15 protein-coding genes are annotated in these 17,410 nt (G+C 72.1%); 9 read left to right on the forward strand and 6 right to left on the reverse strand.

Going from position 1 to position 17,410, the window contains the following annotated elements; all coding sequences use genetic code 11:
• Positions 1-48: 48 nt before the first annotated feature.
• A complete protein-coding gene (locus tag SMD11_RS02540) occupies positions 49-564 on the reverse strand; it encodes a pyridoxamine 5'-phosphate oxidase family protein (protein WP_087924845.1) in 516 nt (171 codons plus the stop codon).
• 239 nt (positions 565-803) lie between these two features.
• On the opposite strand from SMD11_RS02540, the gene SMD11_RS02545 reads away from it, so the two are divergent.
• From SMD11_RS02545 to SMD11_RS36155, 7 genes are all read left to right on the forward strand, one after another.
• Entirely contained in the window at positions 804-1,487 is a 684-nt protein-coding gene (locus SMD11_RS02545; RefSeq protein WP_087924846.1) for a Crp/Fnr family transcriptional regulator, read from the forward strand.
• A gap of 172 nt (positions 1,488-1,659) precedes the next feature.
• On the forward strand, positions 1,660-2,595 hold the full coding sequence (locus SMD11_RS02550; RefSeq protein WP_087924847.1) for a hypothetical protein: 936 nt from the start codon (positions 1,660-1,662) through the stop codon (positions 2,593-2,595).
• Entirely contained in the window at positions 2,592-5,120 is a 2,529-nt protein-coding gene (locus SMD11_RS02555; protein WP_159395195.1) for a hypothetical protein, read from the forward strand. Before SMD11_RS02550 ends, SMD11_RS02555 begins: the two co-directional genes overlap by 4 nt.
• 128 nt (positions 5,121-5,248) lie before the next feature.
• Positions 5,249-6,529 (forward strand): PE-PGRS family protein, encoded by a 1,281-nt coding sequence (locus SMD11_RS02565; RefSeq protein ID WP_107421922.1) that lies wholly within the window; start codon positions 5,249-5,251, stop codon positions 6,527-6,529.
• Positions 6,526-7,083 carry a Pycsar system effector family protein gene (locus tag SMD11_RS02570; protein ID WP_234365860.1) on the forward strand — a complete coding sequence of 186 codons (558 nt, stop codon included), beginning with the start codon at positions 6,526-6,528 and terminating at the stop codon, positions 7,081-7,083. The genes SMD11_RS02565 and SMD11_RS02570 overlap by 4 nt, the downstream gene beginning before the upstream one ends.
• A 971-nt stretch (positions 7,084-8,054) precedes the next feature.
• Positions 8,055-9,038, forward strand: coding sequence for a M48 family metalloprotease (locus SMD11_RS02575; RefSeq protein ID WP_159395196.1), 984 nt, complete (start codon positions 8,055-8,057; stop codon positions 9,036-9,038).
• Positions 9,039-9,978: 940 nt separating this feature from the next.
• On the forward strand, positions 9,979-10,248 hold the full coding sequence (locus SMD11_RS36155; RefSeq protein WP_234366335.1) for an HNH endonuclease signature motif containing protein: 270 nt from the start codon (positions 9,979-9,981) through the stop codon (positions 10,246-10,248).
• A 327-nt stretch (positions 10,249-10,575) separates the two neighbouring features.
• On the opposite strand, the gene SMD11_RS02590 is transcribed toward SMD11_RS36155, so the two are convergent.
• The 3 genes from SMD11_RS02590 to SMD11_RS02600 all read right to left on the reverse strand — a co-directional run bounded on the left by SMD11_RS02590 (position 10,576) and on the right by SMD11_RS02600 (position 13,393).
• A complete protein-coding gene (locus SMD11_RS02590) occupies positions 10,576-11,148 on the reverse strand; it encodes a hypothetical protein (protein ID WP_234365861.1) in 573 nt (190 codons plus the stop codon).
• Positions 11,141-12,856 carry an alpha/beta hydrolase gene (locus SMD11_RS02595; RefSeq protein WP_324614679.1) on the reverse strand — a complete coding sequence of 572 codons (1,716 nt, stop codon included), beginning with the start codon at positions 12,854-12,856 and terminating at the stop codon, positions 11,141-11,143. The genes SMD11_RS02590 and SMD11_RS02595 overlap by 8 nt, the downstream gene beginning before the upstream one ends.
• A gap of 87 nt (positions 12,857-12,943) precedes the next feature.
• Entirely contained in the window at positions 12,944-13,393 is a 450-nt protein-coding gene (locus tag SMD11_RS02600; RefSeq protein WP_087924854.1) for a hypothetical protein, read from the reverse strand.
• 345 nt (positions 13,394-13,738) lie between these two features.
• Here SMD11_RS02600 and SMD11_RS02605 point away from each other — a divergent pair, with 345 nt between their 5' ends.
• Both SMD11_RS02605 and SMD11_RS02610 read left to right on the forward strand, forming a co-directional pair.
• A complete protein-coding gene (locus SMD11_RS02605; RefSeq protein WP_087924855.1) occupies positions 13,739-14,677 on the forward strand; it encodes a GDSL-type esterase/lipase family protein in 939 nt (312 codons plus the stop codon).
• Between the two features lie 80 nt (positions 14,678-14,757).
• Positions 14,758-15,306 carry a hypothetical protein gene (locus SMD11_RS02610; RefSeq protein WP_087924856.1) on the forward strand — a complete coding sequence of 183 codons (549 nt, stop codon included), beginning with the start codon at positions 14,758-14,760 and terminating at the stop codon, positions 15,304-15,306.
• Positions 15,307-15,320: 14 nt separating this feature from the next.
• Here the strand turns inward: SMD11_RS02610 and SMD11_RS35260 are convergent, their stop codons facing one another.
• Positions 15,321-16,439: a hypothetical protein gene (locus SMD11_RS35260; protein ID WP_087924857.1), complete on the reverse strand. Its 1,119-nt coding sequence runs from the start codon at positions 16,437-16,439 to the stop codon at positions 15,321-15,323.
• A 1-nt stretch (position 16,440) separates the two neighbouring features.
• The gene (locus SMD11_RS02620; RefSeq protein ID WP_087924858.1) at positions 16,441-17,385 is read right to left on the reverse strand and encodes a hypothetical protein; all 945 of its coding nucleotides are present in this window, start codon (positions 17,383-17,385) and stop codon (positions 16,441-16,443) included.
• Between the last annotated feature and the right edge of the window lie 25 nt (positions 17,386-17,410).

Consider the following 17,410-nt stretch of genomic DNA (forward strand, 5'->3'; position numbering starts at 1 on the left):
GGGGCTCCCCCGGCCCGGACACCCCGCGCGGCGCAGGGGGCCGTGCGCTCAGGCGAACCGCCACCGCGTCTGGCTGTAGAGCTCGCCCTTGCGGAAGCCGAAGGCCGTACGGGGGGCGACCTCGAAGACCAGGACCTCGCCCGCCACGGAACTGACGAACCCGCCCTCCTCCACCTCGAAGTGCCACTCCGCGCTGTATTTCGCCTCCCACGCCTCGGCGAGCGCCCGCAGCCGCGGCGCGCCGGTCACCCGCGCGGCCTCGCCCTCGACGACCAGGTCGAAACCCTCGTCGAGGCGGTTGCAGCCGGTGGTGAGGACGACATGCGGGTTGTCCCGGAGGTTCCTCGCCTTGCGTTCCTCCACGCCGGTGGAGAAGTACAGCGCGCCCTCGGTCCAGACGCCGATCAGCGGGGTGACGTGCGGCCGCCCGTCGGGGCGTACGGTCGTCAGCCAGTACACCTCCGCCCGGGCCAGTGCGGCGACGGCGTCCTGCCACTCCGTGGCGGTCGCTCCCTCGCTGCTGTAACGCGCGTCCAGTTCGGCGCGGGGTTCCTGGTCGGGCATGGGTGTCCTCCTGGAGACCGATGGTGCCCTGCCGGTGGGCGCCCCGCATCCGGAACGCGGAGTTCGCGGGGGAGGAGCACCGGCGGCACGCGGATCGCACCGGCGCCGCGTTCAGGACATTCAGGGCCGGAGGCCACCCCGTTCACCAGGGGCGTTGCCTCCTGCCGCACCCGCGTGGAGGCTGTCTCCCCGAGGTGCCGCGTGTCGGGCGCGGTCGAGCCAGGCGGGAGAGACGGCGGATGAGGTTCGAGGACGGGGTACCGTTCGTGGTCCGGCTGGAGGCCGAGGACCGGCAGGCGCTCTTCGAGAGCGGGACGCCCCTCGTCTTCCCCGCCCGGCAGGTGCTCCTGCGGGAGCACGAGCCCACGGCGCACGTGCTGATCCTGCTCTCCGGGTGGACGAAGGTGACCTCGGCCGCCGCCAACGGTTACGAGGCGCTCCTGGCGCTGCGCGGGCCCGGGGACATCGTCGGGGAGGGCGCCGTGCTCAGCGGGCGTCCGCGCGGGGCGACGGTGACGGCGCTGAAGCGGGTCGAGGCCCTCGCCGTGGAAGCCGCGCGGTTCAGCGGCCTCCTGGAGGAACGTCCCGACATCTCCCGGAAGTTGCTGGCCCTGACCTCCGACCGGATGCGCGACAGCGACCGCCGGCGCGTGCAGTACGCCGCGCTCAACGTGCAGGAACGCCTGGCCCTGTTGCTGCTGGAGCTGATCGACAGCCACGGCGAGGACGCGGACGAGGGCGTACAGCTGACGTCCGGGCTCACCCAGAGCGAGCTGGCGGGCTCGGTGGGCGCCTCCCGGGAAGCCGTGGCCCGGCTGCTGAAGGGGCTGCGCGAGCGGGGCATCGTGCGCACCGGCCGCCGGGGCCTGGTCGTGGTGCGCCCGGACGTGCTGCGGAAGATGGTGCGCCCGGAGAACCGGTGACGGACGTTCCCGCTGTGTCCCGGCCCGGCCGCCGGTCGCCGCGCGGGCCCGCTGTGTGTACGCGGTCACATTGGGAATGTGCTAGGTTCCGTCGCCTCAAACTCCGTATCGGTGGCATCTTTTCGGTGTCCCGAAGGGCCCTGAAGGCCCACGTCTCCAGCGGAAGGCGGCCATGCGCGAGCCTGTCAACCGGACCATCCTCCTCCTCGACATCGAGCGGTTCAGCCGCCGCGACGACGTGGTGCAGGCGGTGCTCCGGCGCACCCTGAACACGGTCGTCGACCAGACCCTGGTGACAGCCGGCGTCGAGGCCACCCAGCAGTACCGCGAGGACCGCGGCGACGGTCTGATCGTGCTCCTCAGCGGGGACGTGGCCAAGACCGCGGTCCTGCGCGCGCTCCTCACGGTCACGCCCGAACTCCTGCACGACCACAACCGGCTGGCCTCGGGCAGCGCCCAGATGCGGCTGCGGATGGTGCTCGCGGCCGGAGAGGTCGCCCACGACCCGCAGGCGGGCACCACCGGCGGGCTGGTCGGCCACGACCTCAACCAGGCGTTCCGGCTGCTGGACTCGGACGCCCTGCGCGAGGCCCTCGCCGCGCGGACGGACTCGCACTGCGTCCTGGCGGTGAGCACGCCGGTGTACGAGGGGGTCGTCCGGCACGGCCACCGCGGCGTCCGGCCGGAGCAGTTCCGGCGGGCGGACGTGACGGTCAAGGACGGCGTGCTGTCCGCCTGGCTCCACGGGGACGACGCCTCCGCGGCCCCGGAGGGGACGGAGCCGGGGCCTCGCGAACCGGACGGGCGGGAGCGGGCGGCGTCCGCCGCCTCGGGCGGCCACCGGGACCGGGCGCCGTCCCGGCCCCGCCCCGAGCCGCAGTCGCCGTCGCCGTCGCCGGAACGGCCCGCCGGTGCGGTCTTCCACTTCCACGGGGCCCCGGTGGTGCACGGCTCGGTGGTCGGAGGTGACCAGCACGGGGTGAGCGGCGGCGGCCCGGTGAACGGTGATGTCGTGCTCGGAGGGTCCGTCACGAAGACGGCGCCGAACGGCCGTACCGGCGAAGGCCAGGGCGAGAACGACCAGGACGGGAACGGGGACCGACCATGAGCGCACTTCACGAGCACCCGGGCGCGGGCGACGAGCCGGTGGGCGGCCCAGGGGGTGGTCCGGCGGGTGGCCCCATGGGTGGGCCCGGTGTGGCGCAGGGCGTTCCGGCGGAACCGGAAGCGCCCGCCGAGCCCCACGCCGGCGGCCCGGGGACGGCCCCGGACGCGGACGACACGGACGCCGACACCGACGCCGAGTTCGAATACGCCTGGGACTCCCGCCAGGACCTCTACCGCCACAGCCCGGCCATCATGCTCGGCCGCGCCGCGCGGCTGGGCGGCTCGCTCGTCGGCGGTGACCAGCACGGGGTGAGCGGCGGCCAGGTGACCGGCGACGTCATCCTCGGCGGCAGCAAGGTGGAGTACCACCTGGGCGGGGACAGCGAGGAGCGGTCCGGTGAGATCCCGGTCGCGGAGGTGGAGGCGCTGGCGCGGTACTTCGTGTTCCCGCCGCGTGAGGAGGGCGGCGGGGATGCCTCCGAGGGGACGGCCGGGCCGGCGGGTGCGGCTGAGGGGGGTGGGCCGGGTGGTTCAGGCGGTACGAGCGGTTCAGCCGGCCGGAGCGGGCCGGGCGGTACGGACGCCACCCCGGACGATCCGGCCTCGGACGATCCGGCCGCCAGCACTGGCACGACCCGCGGCACATGGGAGCCCGGCAGCCCGTTCGACCTCGCGCTCACCAGGCTCCGGCGGCACCGTGTGACCGTCCTCTCCGGCCCCGCGACCACCGGCCGCCGGGCGGCCGCCCTCATGCTGCTGCGTGCCGTGGGCTCGACCGCCTACCGGGCCCTGGACCCGGCGCTCTCCCCGGGACGTCTCACCGGGGAGTTACGCGAAGGATGCGGGCATCTCGTCGTCGACTTGCCCACCACTGCCGAACGACCGCTCCGCGAGCACCACTTACGCGCACTGAGCGAGAAGCTGCACGCGGTCGGCGGGCACCTCGTCATCGTCGTCGGACCGCACCCCGTCATCCACGGCGACGACGGGCACGTACCATGGCGACCCCCGGAGCCCGCCGCGCTGCTCCGCGGCCACCTGCGCCACAAGGACCTGGCCGGTCACGACATCGGCGCCCTCCTCGCACTGGCCGAGGTGCGGTCGGTGCTCGGACACCGCAGGCCCGTGGCCGAACTGGCCCGCTTCGCCGACCGGATCGCCGAGCACGCCCGAGGGGCGCTCTCCCTGGCGGCCCTCGCCGACTTCGGCCACTACGCCGCCGAACGGCAGGTGCGGGAGTGGTTCGACAGCACGGAACAGACGCTCCACGACAAGGCGTTCCTGATCGCCCTCGCCACCTTCGACGAGGCCCCCTACCCCCTCACCGCCGAACTGAGCGACGTCCTCTTCGGCTTCCTCCAGCGCATCGAGAACCCCGGGGAACCGGCCCGCATCCCCGTCTTCGGCACCTCCAGCGCCCAGCGTGTGGAGCACGCGCGGGCGGACCGGTACCAGGAGGCCGAGGAGACCGAATGGGGACCGGTGCTCCAGACCAAGGTGCAGTTCCGCGACCCGCTCACGGCCATCACCCTGCTCCGCGAGGTCTGGACCGGCCACCCGTCGTCCCGCCCCGCCCTCGTGGCGTGGCTGCGCCGGCTGGCGGACGATCCGCGGGCCGTCGTACGCACCCGGGCCGCGTCCACCGCGGCGGTGCTGGCGCAGACCGACCTGCCCTCGACCATGGCCCTGCTCGTCCGGCCCTGGGCGCTCGAACGGCGGCTGCGCGCCCGGTTGGCCGCGGCCAACGCGCTCGCCCTCGCCCACCACCTGGGCGCGCCGCACGTCCCGCGCATCCTGCGCGGCTGGTGCACCACGCCCGACCACCGGCTGCGCCGTGCGGCGGTGCGCACGTACGCCCTCGTCGGGGACACCTTCCCCCGGGAGGCCGTCGAGGCGCTCCTGGAGGCGGCGCGCGCCATGGACGCGCGGGGCGGCCCCGCCCGTACCTGGCCGGAGGAGCTCGACGAGCTCGCCCAGTCCGCGGCCACCCTGCTGCTCGCGGCCGGGCAGGACGCGGGCGCCTGCGAGGCCGGTGGCGCGGCGGCCGAGCTGTGGCCCGCGCTCGTACCCCTGACGCGCGGCGGCGCGGCCCGGGACTTCGTCCTGCGCGCCGTCGTCCACGCCTGCGGCCCCACGGACGGCGCCGACGGCACCGGGCGCCCCCTCCTCCTCGACCTGTTCGGCCGCGCGGAGGCGGCGGCCGGCACGCCCGGCGGGCTGCTCCGGCAGTCGCTCGCCGCCCTGTGGCGGAGTGTCCTGAACGATCCGATGTGCTCCGGGTCCGGCCTGGAGACCATGCGCCGCTGGGTCCGGGCGGCCGCCACCGACCCGGAGGCCGAACGCGCCCTCGCCGAGCTGCTGCCTCTCCTCGCGGTGTCGGTCGAGGACACGAAGCGGCTCGCCTACCTGCTGGAGAACCTGCGGGACGGAGCGGGCCCGGCGCCGCTCGCCGTGGCCCTCCGGCTGCGCGGAACCCTGTTCCCGCCGCACGCGCCGGCCGCTCCGGCGCCCCGACCCGTGCCGTGACCCGGCCGGACCCCACGCCTGCCGGGGCCGGTGCCCCGGCGCCGGCCCGGCCGCCGTGCCCGCCCGTCCCACCCGGTGATCTCCACGGCTCCCCGCCGCACCGAACCGTCCCAAGGAGCAGCAACACCATGATGAGCCAGCAGCCCCAGTGGCAGCAGCAGAACGTGAACCGCCACACGCAGCTCGTCGACCCGGTCGTCACGATCCAGGAGCTGTCGCGCTTCAAACCGCTGCGCAGCACGCGCATCGACTACGCCCTCGTCTTCACCACGGCCCAGGGCGGGCTCGACACGTACCTGCCGCCGAACCGCCCCAGCCGCACCGAGCTGGCCACCCGCCGCTGGACCAGCGTGTACGAGGTGGACATGGGCCTGCACGAGGCGGGCGCGGAGCTCGCGCTGCCCGGCAGCAACGACGCCTTCCTCTTCGAGGTGTCGATGAGTTGCAGCTGGCAGGTGCTCACGCCCGCGGCCTTCGTCGCCAGCGGGGAGCGCAACGTGCCGGCCATGGTGCAGCGCCTCGTCGACGACGCCGTACGTCCGGTGCTGCGCGGGTACGCGATGGAGGACAGCGCGGCGGCGGAGAAGGCGGCACAGCAGGCGCTCGCCGACGCGGGGCCGCTGGGCGTGGCGGCCGGTCTGCACGTGCGGTGCGGCATCCAGATCCGCCGGGACGAGGCGGCCCTCGCCCACGAGCGGGAGCTGCGCGACATCGAGTTCGCGCGGCGGAAGCTCGACCCCCAGCACGCCCTGCTCATGCGGGAGGACGAGCTGGCCGCGGAGCGGGCCCTCGCCCAGAGCGAGCACCAGCACCGGGTCGAGCTGCGCAGTCAGAACCTGGACCACGAGCGGCGGGTGATCCAGGGCCAGCAGGAGCTGGAGCTCCAGGAGATCGAGGCGCAGAAGATCCGGTACTACGCGCACTACCTGGAGCGCGGCGGGCCGACGGCGATGGCCTTCCAGCTCGCGCGGCGCCCGGAGGACACCCGTCTGATCATGGAGAACCTGCGGGAGGACCAGCTGCGGGCGATGCAGAGCCAGCTCCAGGTCGCGCTCCAGGCGCTCGGCGGGGGGCCGGGTGGTCTGGAGGAGCACCAGCTGGACGAGCCGCGCAGGCTGGCGGCGAACGTGATCAGGGAGGTCCTGAGCGCCAAGCTGCCGATCTCGGCCCCGGACGGCGTGCGGGCGGTGGAGGGCGCGGCGGGCCCCGCGCCGGACGAGGCGTCCGAGGACCGCGCGGAGCCGGAGGCGGAGGGCGGCGTGCCGGCGGACGCCCCGCCGCTTCCCCCGGTCGACGGCGCGCCCCCGCGGCCCACCGCTCCACCGCGGGTCCCCGCGAACGGCGCGGCCCCGCACGACGCGGGCCCCGTCTTCGGGTACCGGACCTCGACCCCGCCCGCCGGTCAGTGACCACCGCGGCTCCGGACCCCACCACTCCGGGCCCCGTCCCTCCGGCACCGGCCGCCGGCACCGCGCCGCGCATCGCCGAGCGGCTCCTCGCCGAGCTGCGCCAGGAGGCGGCGAGGGCCGACACCAAGGGTTCCGTGCTGGTGGCCGCGCAGGGCATGGCCGCGTCCGCGCTCGTCGGGGTGCTCGCCGTACGGGGCTGGCAGCCGGGGTCCCTCTCGGCGCTCGGCCAGGTGATGTGGTGGGCGGGCGCGGTCTGCTTCGTCGGCTCGCTGCTGTCGCTGCTGATGACGGTGATCCCGCGCTACCGGGCCCGTGGCTGGCGCCCGGGCCTGCCCCTCACGCACTTCGCCGACATCCACGGCGCGGCGCGCCAAGGGCCGACGGCACTGGAGGAGGCCTTGCGGGAGACCGAGCGGGCCCCCGTGCCCGCGCTCCTCATGGCACTCACGGAGAACAGCCGGATCGTCGCCCACAAGTACCGGTGGCTGCGTACGGGCATGGCCGGGTTCACGGCGGCGATGGTGCTGCTGCCGGGCGCGCTGCTGGTCGGCTGACCGGCTGCCGCCCGGAAGAAATTGACACTCATTCAGGCATTCAGGAGAAGTACGCCCATGCCCGAGCAGAACCGCCACGACCCGCCTCCGGCACCCCTGCCGCAGGAGCCACCGCCGTATCCGACGGCGTCCGAGCCGCTGACGCCTCCGCCCCCGTACCCGGGCGGGGGTGCCGCCTCGCCCGGGTACGGGGCGGACGGCGCCGTCCCGGGCGCGGGGGCCGCCGAGGAGGCGCCCACGTATCCGGGCGAGGCGGCACCCCCACGGTACCCGGGGGCGGAGCTGCCCCCATGTACCCAGGGGAGGCGGCACGGCTCGCGTACCCGGGCGAGACGGCGCCGCCGTACCCGGACGCCGGCGGACCGCCCGTGTACCCGGCCGAAGCGACACCTCCGGCGTACCCGGAGGCAGCTGGACGGAGCGCGTACCCGGAGGGTGCGGTACGTCAGCCGTACCCGGAGGCCGGTGCGCCGCCTGCGTACCCGGGTGAGGCGGGACCTCCGGCGTACCCGGAGACCGGTGGACGGCACGCGTACCCGGAGGATGCGGTACCTCAGCCGAACCCGGACGCCGGCGCACCGGCCGCGTACCGGGGCGGGGCGGCATCTCCGGCGTACCCGGACGCCGACGCGCCACCCGCGTACCCGGGTGAGGCGGCACCTCCGGCGTACCCGAACGCCGACACGCCATCCACATACGCGGGTGAGGCGGGATCCCCGGCACACCCGAACGCCGGTCCCCCACCCGCACACCCGGGCGAGGCGCCACCCGCCCACCCCGGCGACGGGCCGGGCACGAGCACGCCCGCTGCCTCGCCTCCCGGCGGACCCGTTCCCTCGCCCCCTCGGGCAGCCGGCACACATGGCGAAGCACAGACGCCGACGACACCCTCCCCCTACCCGGAGGCGCCGCCACAGCCTTACCAGGACCCGTCCCACCTCCACCCCGGACCGGCCTTCCACCCCGACGACTTGACCCTGCAATCAGGACGCAAGCACCTCAAGGCGCATCAGCGCGGCGTGGACGGCGCCTCCCTCGCGCAGTTGGTGATGAGCCTGCCGGTGGCGCTGATCAGCCTCTCCCTGGTCTCCTTCGCGTTCTCTCTCGTCAACGCCGCCCTCGGGTTGGTCATGGCCGCGGCCTGGCTGCTGTCCGGCCCGCTGGTCTTCCACCGCCCCGCCGAGGCGGCCATCGCCCGGTACCTGCTGGGCATGCGACGGCCCACGCCGATGGAGGCCGAACGGCTGGGCGCGGTGTGGGAGGAGGTGACCCGCCGCGCCGGGGTGAGCCAGGGCACCTACGAACTGTGGGTGCAGGAACGCGCCGAGCTGAACGCGACCGCCGCGGCCGGCCACATCGTCGCGGTGACCCGCCACGCGATGGACCGCTTACCCAACTCCCAGCTGGCCGCGGTGCTCGCCCACGAACTGGGTCACCACGTGGGCGGCCACACCTGGGCGGGCATGCTCGCCGACTGGTACGCGCTGCCGGCCCGGACGATCTGGCGGTGGATCCTGGCGGGTCTGGCCGCCCTCTTCCGATCGAAGAGCAAGGCGAACATGGCCTGCGGGGGCTGCCTCACCCTGCTGCTCCTCCAGTTCGTCTACGTGCTGGCCTTCCAGGAGTCGATGTGGTGGCTCATCCTGCCCCTCATCGCGGCCCCGGTACTCATCGCCTGGCTGCACCGCCGTGCGGAGTTCCGCGCGGACGACTACGCGGCGGGGCTCGGCTTCGGCGACGAGCTGATGACGGTGCTGGCCGCGGAGCATGAGGCACGGTCCACGCCTCACGCCTCTCCGCCGGTGCCGCCGCAGTTCCTCCCTCCGGGAGCGCCGCCGATGCCGGCACGGCCGGCGCCGGTCCCGCGTCAGCCGGGACCGGCGCCGAAGTCGGCCCACACGAACTTCGAGGCGCGGCTCCAGCACCTTCGGCGTGGCGCGGCTGACCGGTTCTAGGGGTTTGTCGTCAAAGTGATCGGGTGGGCGGCGGATGGCACATTCGACCGGATGACGGCGGCTGCGCAGGCGAAAGTGGACGCGGTGGGCGGCCTCAGTCGCCTGGTGCCGATCGAATACACGGTTGTCCGTGCCCGCTAGCACGCGCCCCCGGGCAGGTCCTGGAAGTCGGCACCGCACAGGGTGGAACGCCGCCCGCACGCCCCGGCGACCGATCCTATGATCTCTCCATGGATGGGGTGGAGATCGCGGCAGAAACCGCGGGCGCAAGTGCATGGTCGTTCTTGGTGGTGGGAGAGGAACGCCAGTTCCAAGGGAACACCGGCTACGAGGACGTCATAGAGGAGTCCTACAGCTACGACTCGACCGTAGGGAATCACCGCCGGGTCTCGGTAGGCGATCTGGTGGTTGTCCGGAGCGGACACGAAGCGCTGGGCGTCGGGTGTATCGAGGCCTTGGAAGTGCTGCCCGATCAGACCAAGCAACGGAGCCGATGCCCCTATTGCAGAAGCACCGGCTTCAAGGAGCGGACTACGGAGCAGCCCCGCTTCCGCTGTAGTCCGTGCGCCAACGTCTTCGACGACCCGAAAGTCGAGACGATATCGGTGACCGTCTACAGGGCGCACTACGGAGGAACTTGGCAGCCGCTCGAGGGTTGCTTGGACAAGGACCAGTTGGCAGCGCTCAGCCTCAGCAGATCGGACCAGCAGTCGATAAAGGCGATGGACAGGGCGAAGACCCTCGCGGCGGTCGCATCCCGAGGTATCCGTCTCCCCAGATCAAGGCACACGTCCGGCACGGATGGGCCTCGTTCCTACGAGCTGCCGGGGGTCGCAGGCGGACGACGGCCGCCGCCCGACGCGGCCAGGACGCCTTCCGTAAGGCCTTGGTCCGCGAGTACGGGCTGGCCTGCGCTGTCACCGGCGCAGCGCCCGCGGAGGTGCTCGAGGCCGCTCATCTGCGACCGTTTGCCAGCACGGAACGGCACAGGGTCGAGGAAGGACTGCTGCTGCGCTCCGACATTCACCGCCTCTTCGACAGCGGCCTGTTGGCCATAAGTCGTGATCTGGTGGTGTCTGTCGCACCCAGCCTTGCGGGCCACGCTTCCTATCAAGCTTTGGAGGGTTCTCATCTGGAACTCCCGCCGACAGCCCGTGTGGACCGTGAGGTGCTTGCAGATCTCCATGCGGCGACGACTGCCACGTGGTGATGTCTGAAACGAACGGTCATTTACATTCCCCGGCCATGGCACTCACAAGGCCAGGAGCGCTCCCTTGTGGTGCCTGGCCACCCACCCGATACGAGTTGGCTTGGTCCTCGTCTCCCGGGCAGCCCGCCGGTTCCTCGCCTCGCCGCTGTCGGCCAGGGTGGGGAGAGTGCTCGCCGAGGTCACCGACACCGACCCCGGGACAGCGGAGGCCGGCGCCGACGAACTGCTCAAGGGCACCGCCCGGTCACCGTTCGGCAGGGAGTTTCCTGCAAGGCCTCTCCATACGTGCGTGGAGGCAAGCCGCCACCGGGAGCGAGCCCACTGGGGTCAGCCGAGGTCGGTGCCCTTGGGGGCCTTGTAGCAGCGGGAGTCGACGTGGACGCTGATCAGCGGCTTGAGCTTGCCGCCGGTCCGGTTCCTGGCCCACTCGATCGTGACGGAGTGATGGGTCTTGCGGTTCACCGCCACGATCTCCGGGTTCCGCGCCTGGGAATCCGTCTCGCCGTCCCTGGTGATCTCCCAGCCGTTCTTCGGCAGCATCTCCCGGAGATTGCGCATGGCTTCCTCGAACGTCCCGGACTTCAGGTCGTAGAGCGACCAGGGGTGGTTCACGGCGTAGTGCGTCTTGAAGTCCGGATCGACGGCATCACAGGTGCCGGCCATCGCCCCTGATGCGGTGACTGCGCCCTTGGCTCCCATCCAGTCGAGCAGCTGGCTGGAGATCGCGTTGACCTCTTCCTCGGCGGGCTTGACCGCACGAACTTCCGGTTCGTAGCCGAGCTTGTCGCTGTCGCTCTCCGCCATTGAGCATCCCGTCAGGATCAGTGAGACCGCCAGGGCGGCGGCCGGCAGGAAAAAACGTCGGGCGGCGAACACCGGCCCGGAGCGCAGCTCACTCAAGTGTCACACCTTCGTAGTCACCGACGATGACCCGCGCCTGGTTCTTCAGGCTGACGGAAGGGGCCCCGTCCTTGTTCACGTTCCAGTAGCCGCCGTGGTCAGGGGCATCGGATTTCATCACGCGCCCGCCGAACTCTTTGTCCGTGGGAATGACCCCGTCGCCGCCGAGCCCCATTATCTTCCCGCCGTTGCGGACGAACCAGTCGTCGTAGTTGTCGGACTTCTCGGCCCACATATGGTCCGGCTTGATGCCGAGGTCGGCGGCGCGGCGGGCCTGCATACCGGGGCTACCTGCCGCGATCACGTCATCGACGGCCAGCGGGCCGTCCGGCCAGTGGCCGGACTTGGCTCCGTCGCCGATGACGGTGCTGCCGTAACTGTGACCGATCAACGTGGTGTGCGCGGTGCTCCCCGTCGCCGCATGGTGGGCGGCCTTGTTGCCGTCGAGGAAATCCCGCAGATCGGGGCCGCCTTTCTCCGCGTAACCGTCTCTCGTGGCGTTGGGGAGAAGGTTCGGGGCGTCGTAGTCGAACCAAGTGATGGTCGAGATTTTCGCGCCGGGGGACAAGGCGTCGCTCGACCGCCAGAGTTTCACCCCACGGTTGAGGTCACCCTCGATGCTGCCCAGGTGTGTCTTCGTACCCGGCACGTAGATGGCCGTGTGGTCGGCGGTGTCGGGATTACCGTTCGCCAGGATCACCCGCCCGTCCCCTTCGGGACGGAAGCCCAGGAGATACGCCTCGGGGATGCCCTCCTTGCCACCGGTGCTGTCAAGACGCTTCTGGATGGCCTCCATCCCGTGGAGGGCCTCCCGCAGCTGCTCGCGCTTGTCACCGTACTCGCGATCCCATTTCACCCAATCGCCGTTGGTCCTCACGCTGTCGCGGAAGGTGATGTACCTTTCGGGTTCTTTCGGTATCGCGTCCAGCTGCTTGCGGTACTGGGCCTGCTTCTCGTCCAGCAGAGTGCGATTGGCCTCGTCCCGCACACCTGCGGGAAGGCCGTTCAGCGCGCCGACAGTGGCCGGGTGCACCGAGAGGTAAGCCGCCTTCTCCTGCTCCGAGAGTTTCTTCCACCAGTCGGCGTTGGCTTCCGGGCCGCCGTCCTTGGGCGGGGCCTTGATGTGGTCCAGGTAGGACTTCGCCCCGTCGCGCACCCGGCCCATGTCCTCCTGGGCGTCCACCCAGTCGCTGCTGGAGACCGTCAGGTCGTCATCGGCCCGCAGGGAGCGCAGCTTCGGGGCCCACTTCTCGTCGGCCGCGGTGGCTTCCTTAAGGGCCTCGGCTATGCGGTCGGCGCACTCCTGGGCCGCGGCGAAGTTCGGGTTGGGGTCGAAGTTCGCGGCCTGGCGGTTGATCGCCCGAGCCGTCGTGTCCGTGGTGCCCTTGGCCGTGCCGCCCTTCGGCGTCTTGCCGTCGGTCTTCTCGCCGCCTTCCGGGTAGCTGACCGAACCGTCGGCGCCCACCGTGAACTTCCTGGACTCCGCGTCCTCCACCGCCCGGTCGAGCTTCGTCCTCGCCGTGTCGATGTCCGAGGCGAAGGCGTTCAGCGCGGTGCTGACCAGGCCGCATTCGACCTGGACGTAGTGGAAGTTCTTCGCCAGCTCCCTGAGCTGGAAAAGTGCCGCGCCGGCTGCCTCACCCTTCAGGGTCTTCCGCATCGAGGCGGTGATCTGGTTCTCTATGCCGGCCTTCGCCTGGTCGGCCATGTCACCGGTGGTGCGGTAGGAGTCCGCCGCGTCGGTGTACTGCGACTTCTTGAACGCCTTGAGCACCGCGTAGTCCATGGGTCCGGATCACCGGCCCGCTGTCCGGCCACCGACGGCCGGGGTGTCCTTGTACTGTTTCTTCATCTGGTCGAAGGCTTCCGTGATCTGCTGCTCACCCTTGTACTGGTGGTTGCCCGCCTTCTCCAGGCGCTCCGTGAGCGCGGCGCACCTGCCGGCCATCGCGTCCAGATACTGCTTCCAGGACTGGTGGACCTCCCGCTGGGCCGCCGCGCTCAGCACCCCCTGGGCGCCCGCGCCCTTCTGGCCCTGCTCCAGAGCCGTCAGGGCCTGCTTGACGTTCCCGCCGAGCCGTCCGACGCCGTCCGCAGCGGTGTTCCACGCGTTCTTGCTGGACTTCACCCCGCCCGAAGCGCCCTTGTCCCAGCCGGCCGTGCCGCCTGCGCCCGCGAGGCGCATCCCGTCACCGATGGACGTCTCTTGCTTGAGCTGCGCCCACTCGGTCTCGAAGGAAGCCATTCTTCCTTGCCCTGCTTCCTTCTTGCTCTGTACTCCGTGCAGCGGAAACGCTATCCGGCGATCCATGCGCGCACATGAGTACAGGTACTCATGTTCGACCCCTCCCCTTCGATCCCCGCTTCGGCGTCGCCCACGGGCCGGCACCCTCCACCTCACGCCGAGTGCTTGTTTTTGTTCGACGGCGATGCAGGTGAGAGAGAGCAGTCCGGCGCCAACCCCCGGTCACGGTAAGGGACAGGTCTGGGGCTCGCCGGGGCACACACCCCACCCACCCCACGCGGCCCCCGATTAGGCTTGGGCGATCAAGATCCGATCACCCTTACCCGAAAGGCCGTACCGCTCACCGTGACCGAGCCGCGCCCCCACATACTCTTCTCCTTCGGCACGCTGCTGGACGAGCGCGTCCAGACCGCTCTCTTCGGCCAGGCCGTGCCCAGTTCCCCCGCGTCGCTGGCCGGGTACACCACCCGGCCGCAGCCGATCACCGACCCGGCCGTGATCGCCGCCAGTGGTCTCGACGTCCATCTGACCCTGGAGCGCAGGATCGGCGCCGAGGTCAAGGGTGCTGTCCTGCACCTCACCGACCAGGATCTCGCCGCCGCGGACGCCTATGAGGTCGACGACTACGCCCGTCGGCGGGTGGTCCTCTCCTCCGGGGAGCGTGCCTGGGCGTACCTGGACGCGAAGCCGCTGCGGCCGGCGGCGCGGATCGTGATCGTGGGCGACAGCATCGCCTACGGGCGCTGTGATCCGCAGGGCGGCTGGGCGGGCCGGCTGGCGGCCGCTCACATCGGTGCGAACGAGGCCGACCACCGGGTGTTCAACCTGGCCATCCCCGGCAGCACCCTGGCCGAGGTCAGCGAGCAGACGCCCGCGCTGCTGGCTCCGCGCCTGCCCGACACCCTCCTCGTCGCGGCGGGCGTCAACGACTCCGCCCAGCCGCTCGCCGGCCCCGGCGCCCTCTCCGACGAGCCGCCGCGCATCACGGAGAGTCTCGACTCGCTGGCCGCCACGGCCCTGAGCCACAACGCGCGGCTCGTCGTCATGGGTCCGATGTGGCTCGACGAGACCCGCACCCGGGACTACGGGGGTCTGCGTTTCACCCTGGAGCGGGCGCTGGCCGTGCGGGAGTCCGTACGGGCCTGGTGCGACGCCCACCACGTCGACCACCTCGACATGTGGGAGCCGCTCCGCGAGAGGTCCGATCTGCTCGTCGACGGTCTGCACCCCGAAGGCGAGGGCCACGAAGTGCTCTACCGGCACCTGGACGCCCTCGCCCGCTGAGCCCCCACCCAGAAGGCCCCGGTTTCCGGCCGTCTCCTCGCGCGCAGTATCGAGGGGACGGCGCGGCGGAAGGGGAGGCCATGACGGTGATCGTCGGGCTCGTGCACAACGGGCGGGTGCACCTGGGCGGGGACTCGGCGGGGGTCTCCGGCCTCAGGCTCACCGTCCGCCGGGATCCGAAGGTCTTCCGCAACGGCCCCTATGCCATGGGCTTCACCACCAGCTTCCGCATGGGCCAGCTGCTGCACCACGCGTTCAAGGCGCCCAGGCCCAAGGGCGACCTGGACCGGTTCATGACCACCGTCTTCGTCGACAGGCTGCGCACCTGCCTCAAGGCCGGCGGCTGGTCGCGCAAGGACTCCGAGCAGGAGAAGGCCGGGACGTTCCTCGTCGGCATATACGACCGCCTGTTCGTCGTCTACGACGACTACCAGATAGGCGAGCCCGCCGACGGGTACGCGGCCGTCGGGTGCGGGGACGAGATCGCGCTCGGCGCCCTGCACGCCACGGCGGGCCTGGGCCTCAAGCCGCGTGAGCGGCTGGCCCTGGCCCTCGCCGCCGCCGGCCACCACAGCGCCGGCGTCTGCGAGCCGTTCAGCTACGTCGCCGCGCGCAAGCACCCCGTCTGAGATCCCCGGCGGGGTCAGGACGGAACCGTGTAGTCGCCCCAGGAGAGGGTGACGGCCGCGGAGCCGGTGTTGTCCGCTGCGGCGTGCGTCAGCGTGGCCTTGGTGGCGTCGAAGTAGCTGTCGCCACCCGCGCCGCCGTCACCACCGTGGCCGCCGGCGCCGCCACCGCCACCGCCGCCACCGCCGCCACCGGAGAACCAGATCGCGCCCGCTCCCCAGCCTCCGCCGCCACCGCCACCGCCGCCGTAACCGTCGGTTCCCGTGCTTCCGTCGGACGCACGGCCCTTCGCGCTTCCGTTGGCGCCGGACCGGCCTCCCCGGCCACCGGATCCACCGGTGCCCCCTGAGCCGCCGTCGCCGCCGCCGTGGCCTCCGTCCGATGCTCCCGAACCACCGGAGCCGCCCTGCCGTCCGCTTCCGTCACTTCCGTTGCCGGTGTCAGAGTCCCGGGCGGTACCGCCGCCGCCGACGCCGGAAGTCGTTCCTCCGCCTCCACCGTTCCCCCCGTAACCGGGGTTGTACGCGCCCCACTTCGAGCCGTCGCCGCCGCGGTCCCCACCGCTGCCGTCGCTCCCGCCCGACCCCGAGCCACCCGAGCCGCCGGCCGCCTGACCCCCGCCGGACGAGACCACGCCGGCATCGCCACCCGCGCCCGCGCCGCCTCCCCTGCCGCCGCCACCGGCGCTTCCGCCGCCCCCGCCGCTGGCGGAGCCGTCGCCGCCCTTGCCTCCTCCCCCACCCGAGTCCCCGTCCCCGCCCTTCCCGCCCGCGTCCCCGCCGCTGCCGGCGCCCGCGATCAGGGTGCCCTTGTGAGAGACCCTGGCCGCGGCGCCCGAGGCGCCGTCGCGGGCGATGCGGACGGTGAGTTCGTCGCCGGGGTTCACGTACAGCAGGGCCTTGATGCTCGCGCCCTTGCCGCCGCCGGCGCCGCCGGACCGCCCGCCGGCGCCGCGCAGGTCGAGGCGGAGGAGGGTGACGTCCGCCGGGACCGTGAAGGGCTGGTCCTGGTCCTGGCCGGTGTCGGTGAAGTCCTTGCTGCCCTGGGGGTTGAGGAGGGTGAGGTGGCCGCCCTTGCCCAGGGTGACATTGCCGTTGATGGTCACACTGCCGCCGATGGTGACTTTTCCGGCCATGTCAGTTGCTCCGGAGCGGACGGCCGTCGGGGTCGATGAAATGGGCGTGCGTGGTGATGTCCTCGGTGGCCGCGAGGGTGCCGGTGATGCCGGCGTTCCTGCCGACGTTCAGGTCGCCGTCGACATGGGCGTCCTTCGTCACGTGGAGGCCCTCGTCGCCCACGATCTTCAGCCCGTTGACCGTGGGGTTGTCGACCATGACCGCCGTGCTCAGGTAGTGCGTCGTGCCACCGGTGACGTACTGGAGGACGAACGCCGTGTCCCGGGTGACCGTGCCGTTCCACTCGTGGTCGGTGGTCTTGTCCTTCTGGCTTCCGGCCGGCGTCGCACCGGCGCCGTGCAGGATCGTGTACTCCAGCGTGGACGGGCCGTTCCAGGTCAGGTGGACGGGGCTGCCGGAGGACACCTCCAGCTTGTCGGCGCGGAAGTCGCACACCGCCTGGACCGGGATCAGCGGCGCCGGGAACTTGGTGACCGGGAGGGTGACGAAACCGGGGCTCGGCGGCCAGTGGCCCGCGTCCAGCGTGGCCGTCTCACGGACCTCCACCCGCGCCGTGCCGGGCATCTTGCTGATGTGCAGGTTCTTCAGCGTGATGGTGATGCCGGAGGCGTCCACCTGAGCGCCGTCGCCCGGCGCCTTGGCGACGAAGTTGGCGTAGTCCCCTTCGGGGACGACGAGGTCGACGCCCTTCTGGAGCGGTGTCACGGTCCAGCCGGCGGCACTGGCGTCGCCGTCGCCCGAGGTGGCGTCCACCAGGCTCTGGGCGAGGTCCCCATGCGGCAGGGAGAAGACGATCTCACGGCAGAAGACCGTGCTGCCGCCACCGTTGGAGACCACGATGTGCAAGGTGGTGGGCGGGGCGTCGGTGGTCGCCGCGTAGAGGGGGAAGGGCTCGGTGATGAGGGCGTAGTCCAGCAGAGGCTTGCCGATGTCCGGCGCGTTCACGAAGGGGGATCCTTTCGAAGTCGCT

The organism is Streptomyces albireticuli (genome assembly GCF_002192455.1).
Classification (GTDB): domain Bacteria; phylum Actinomycetota; class Actinomycetes; order Streptomycetales; family Streptomycetaceae; genus Streptomyces; species Streptomyces albireticuli_B.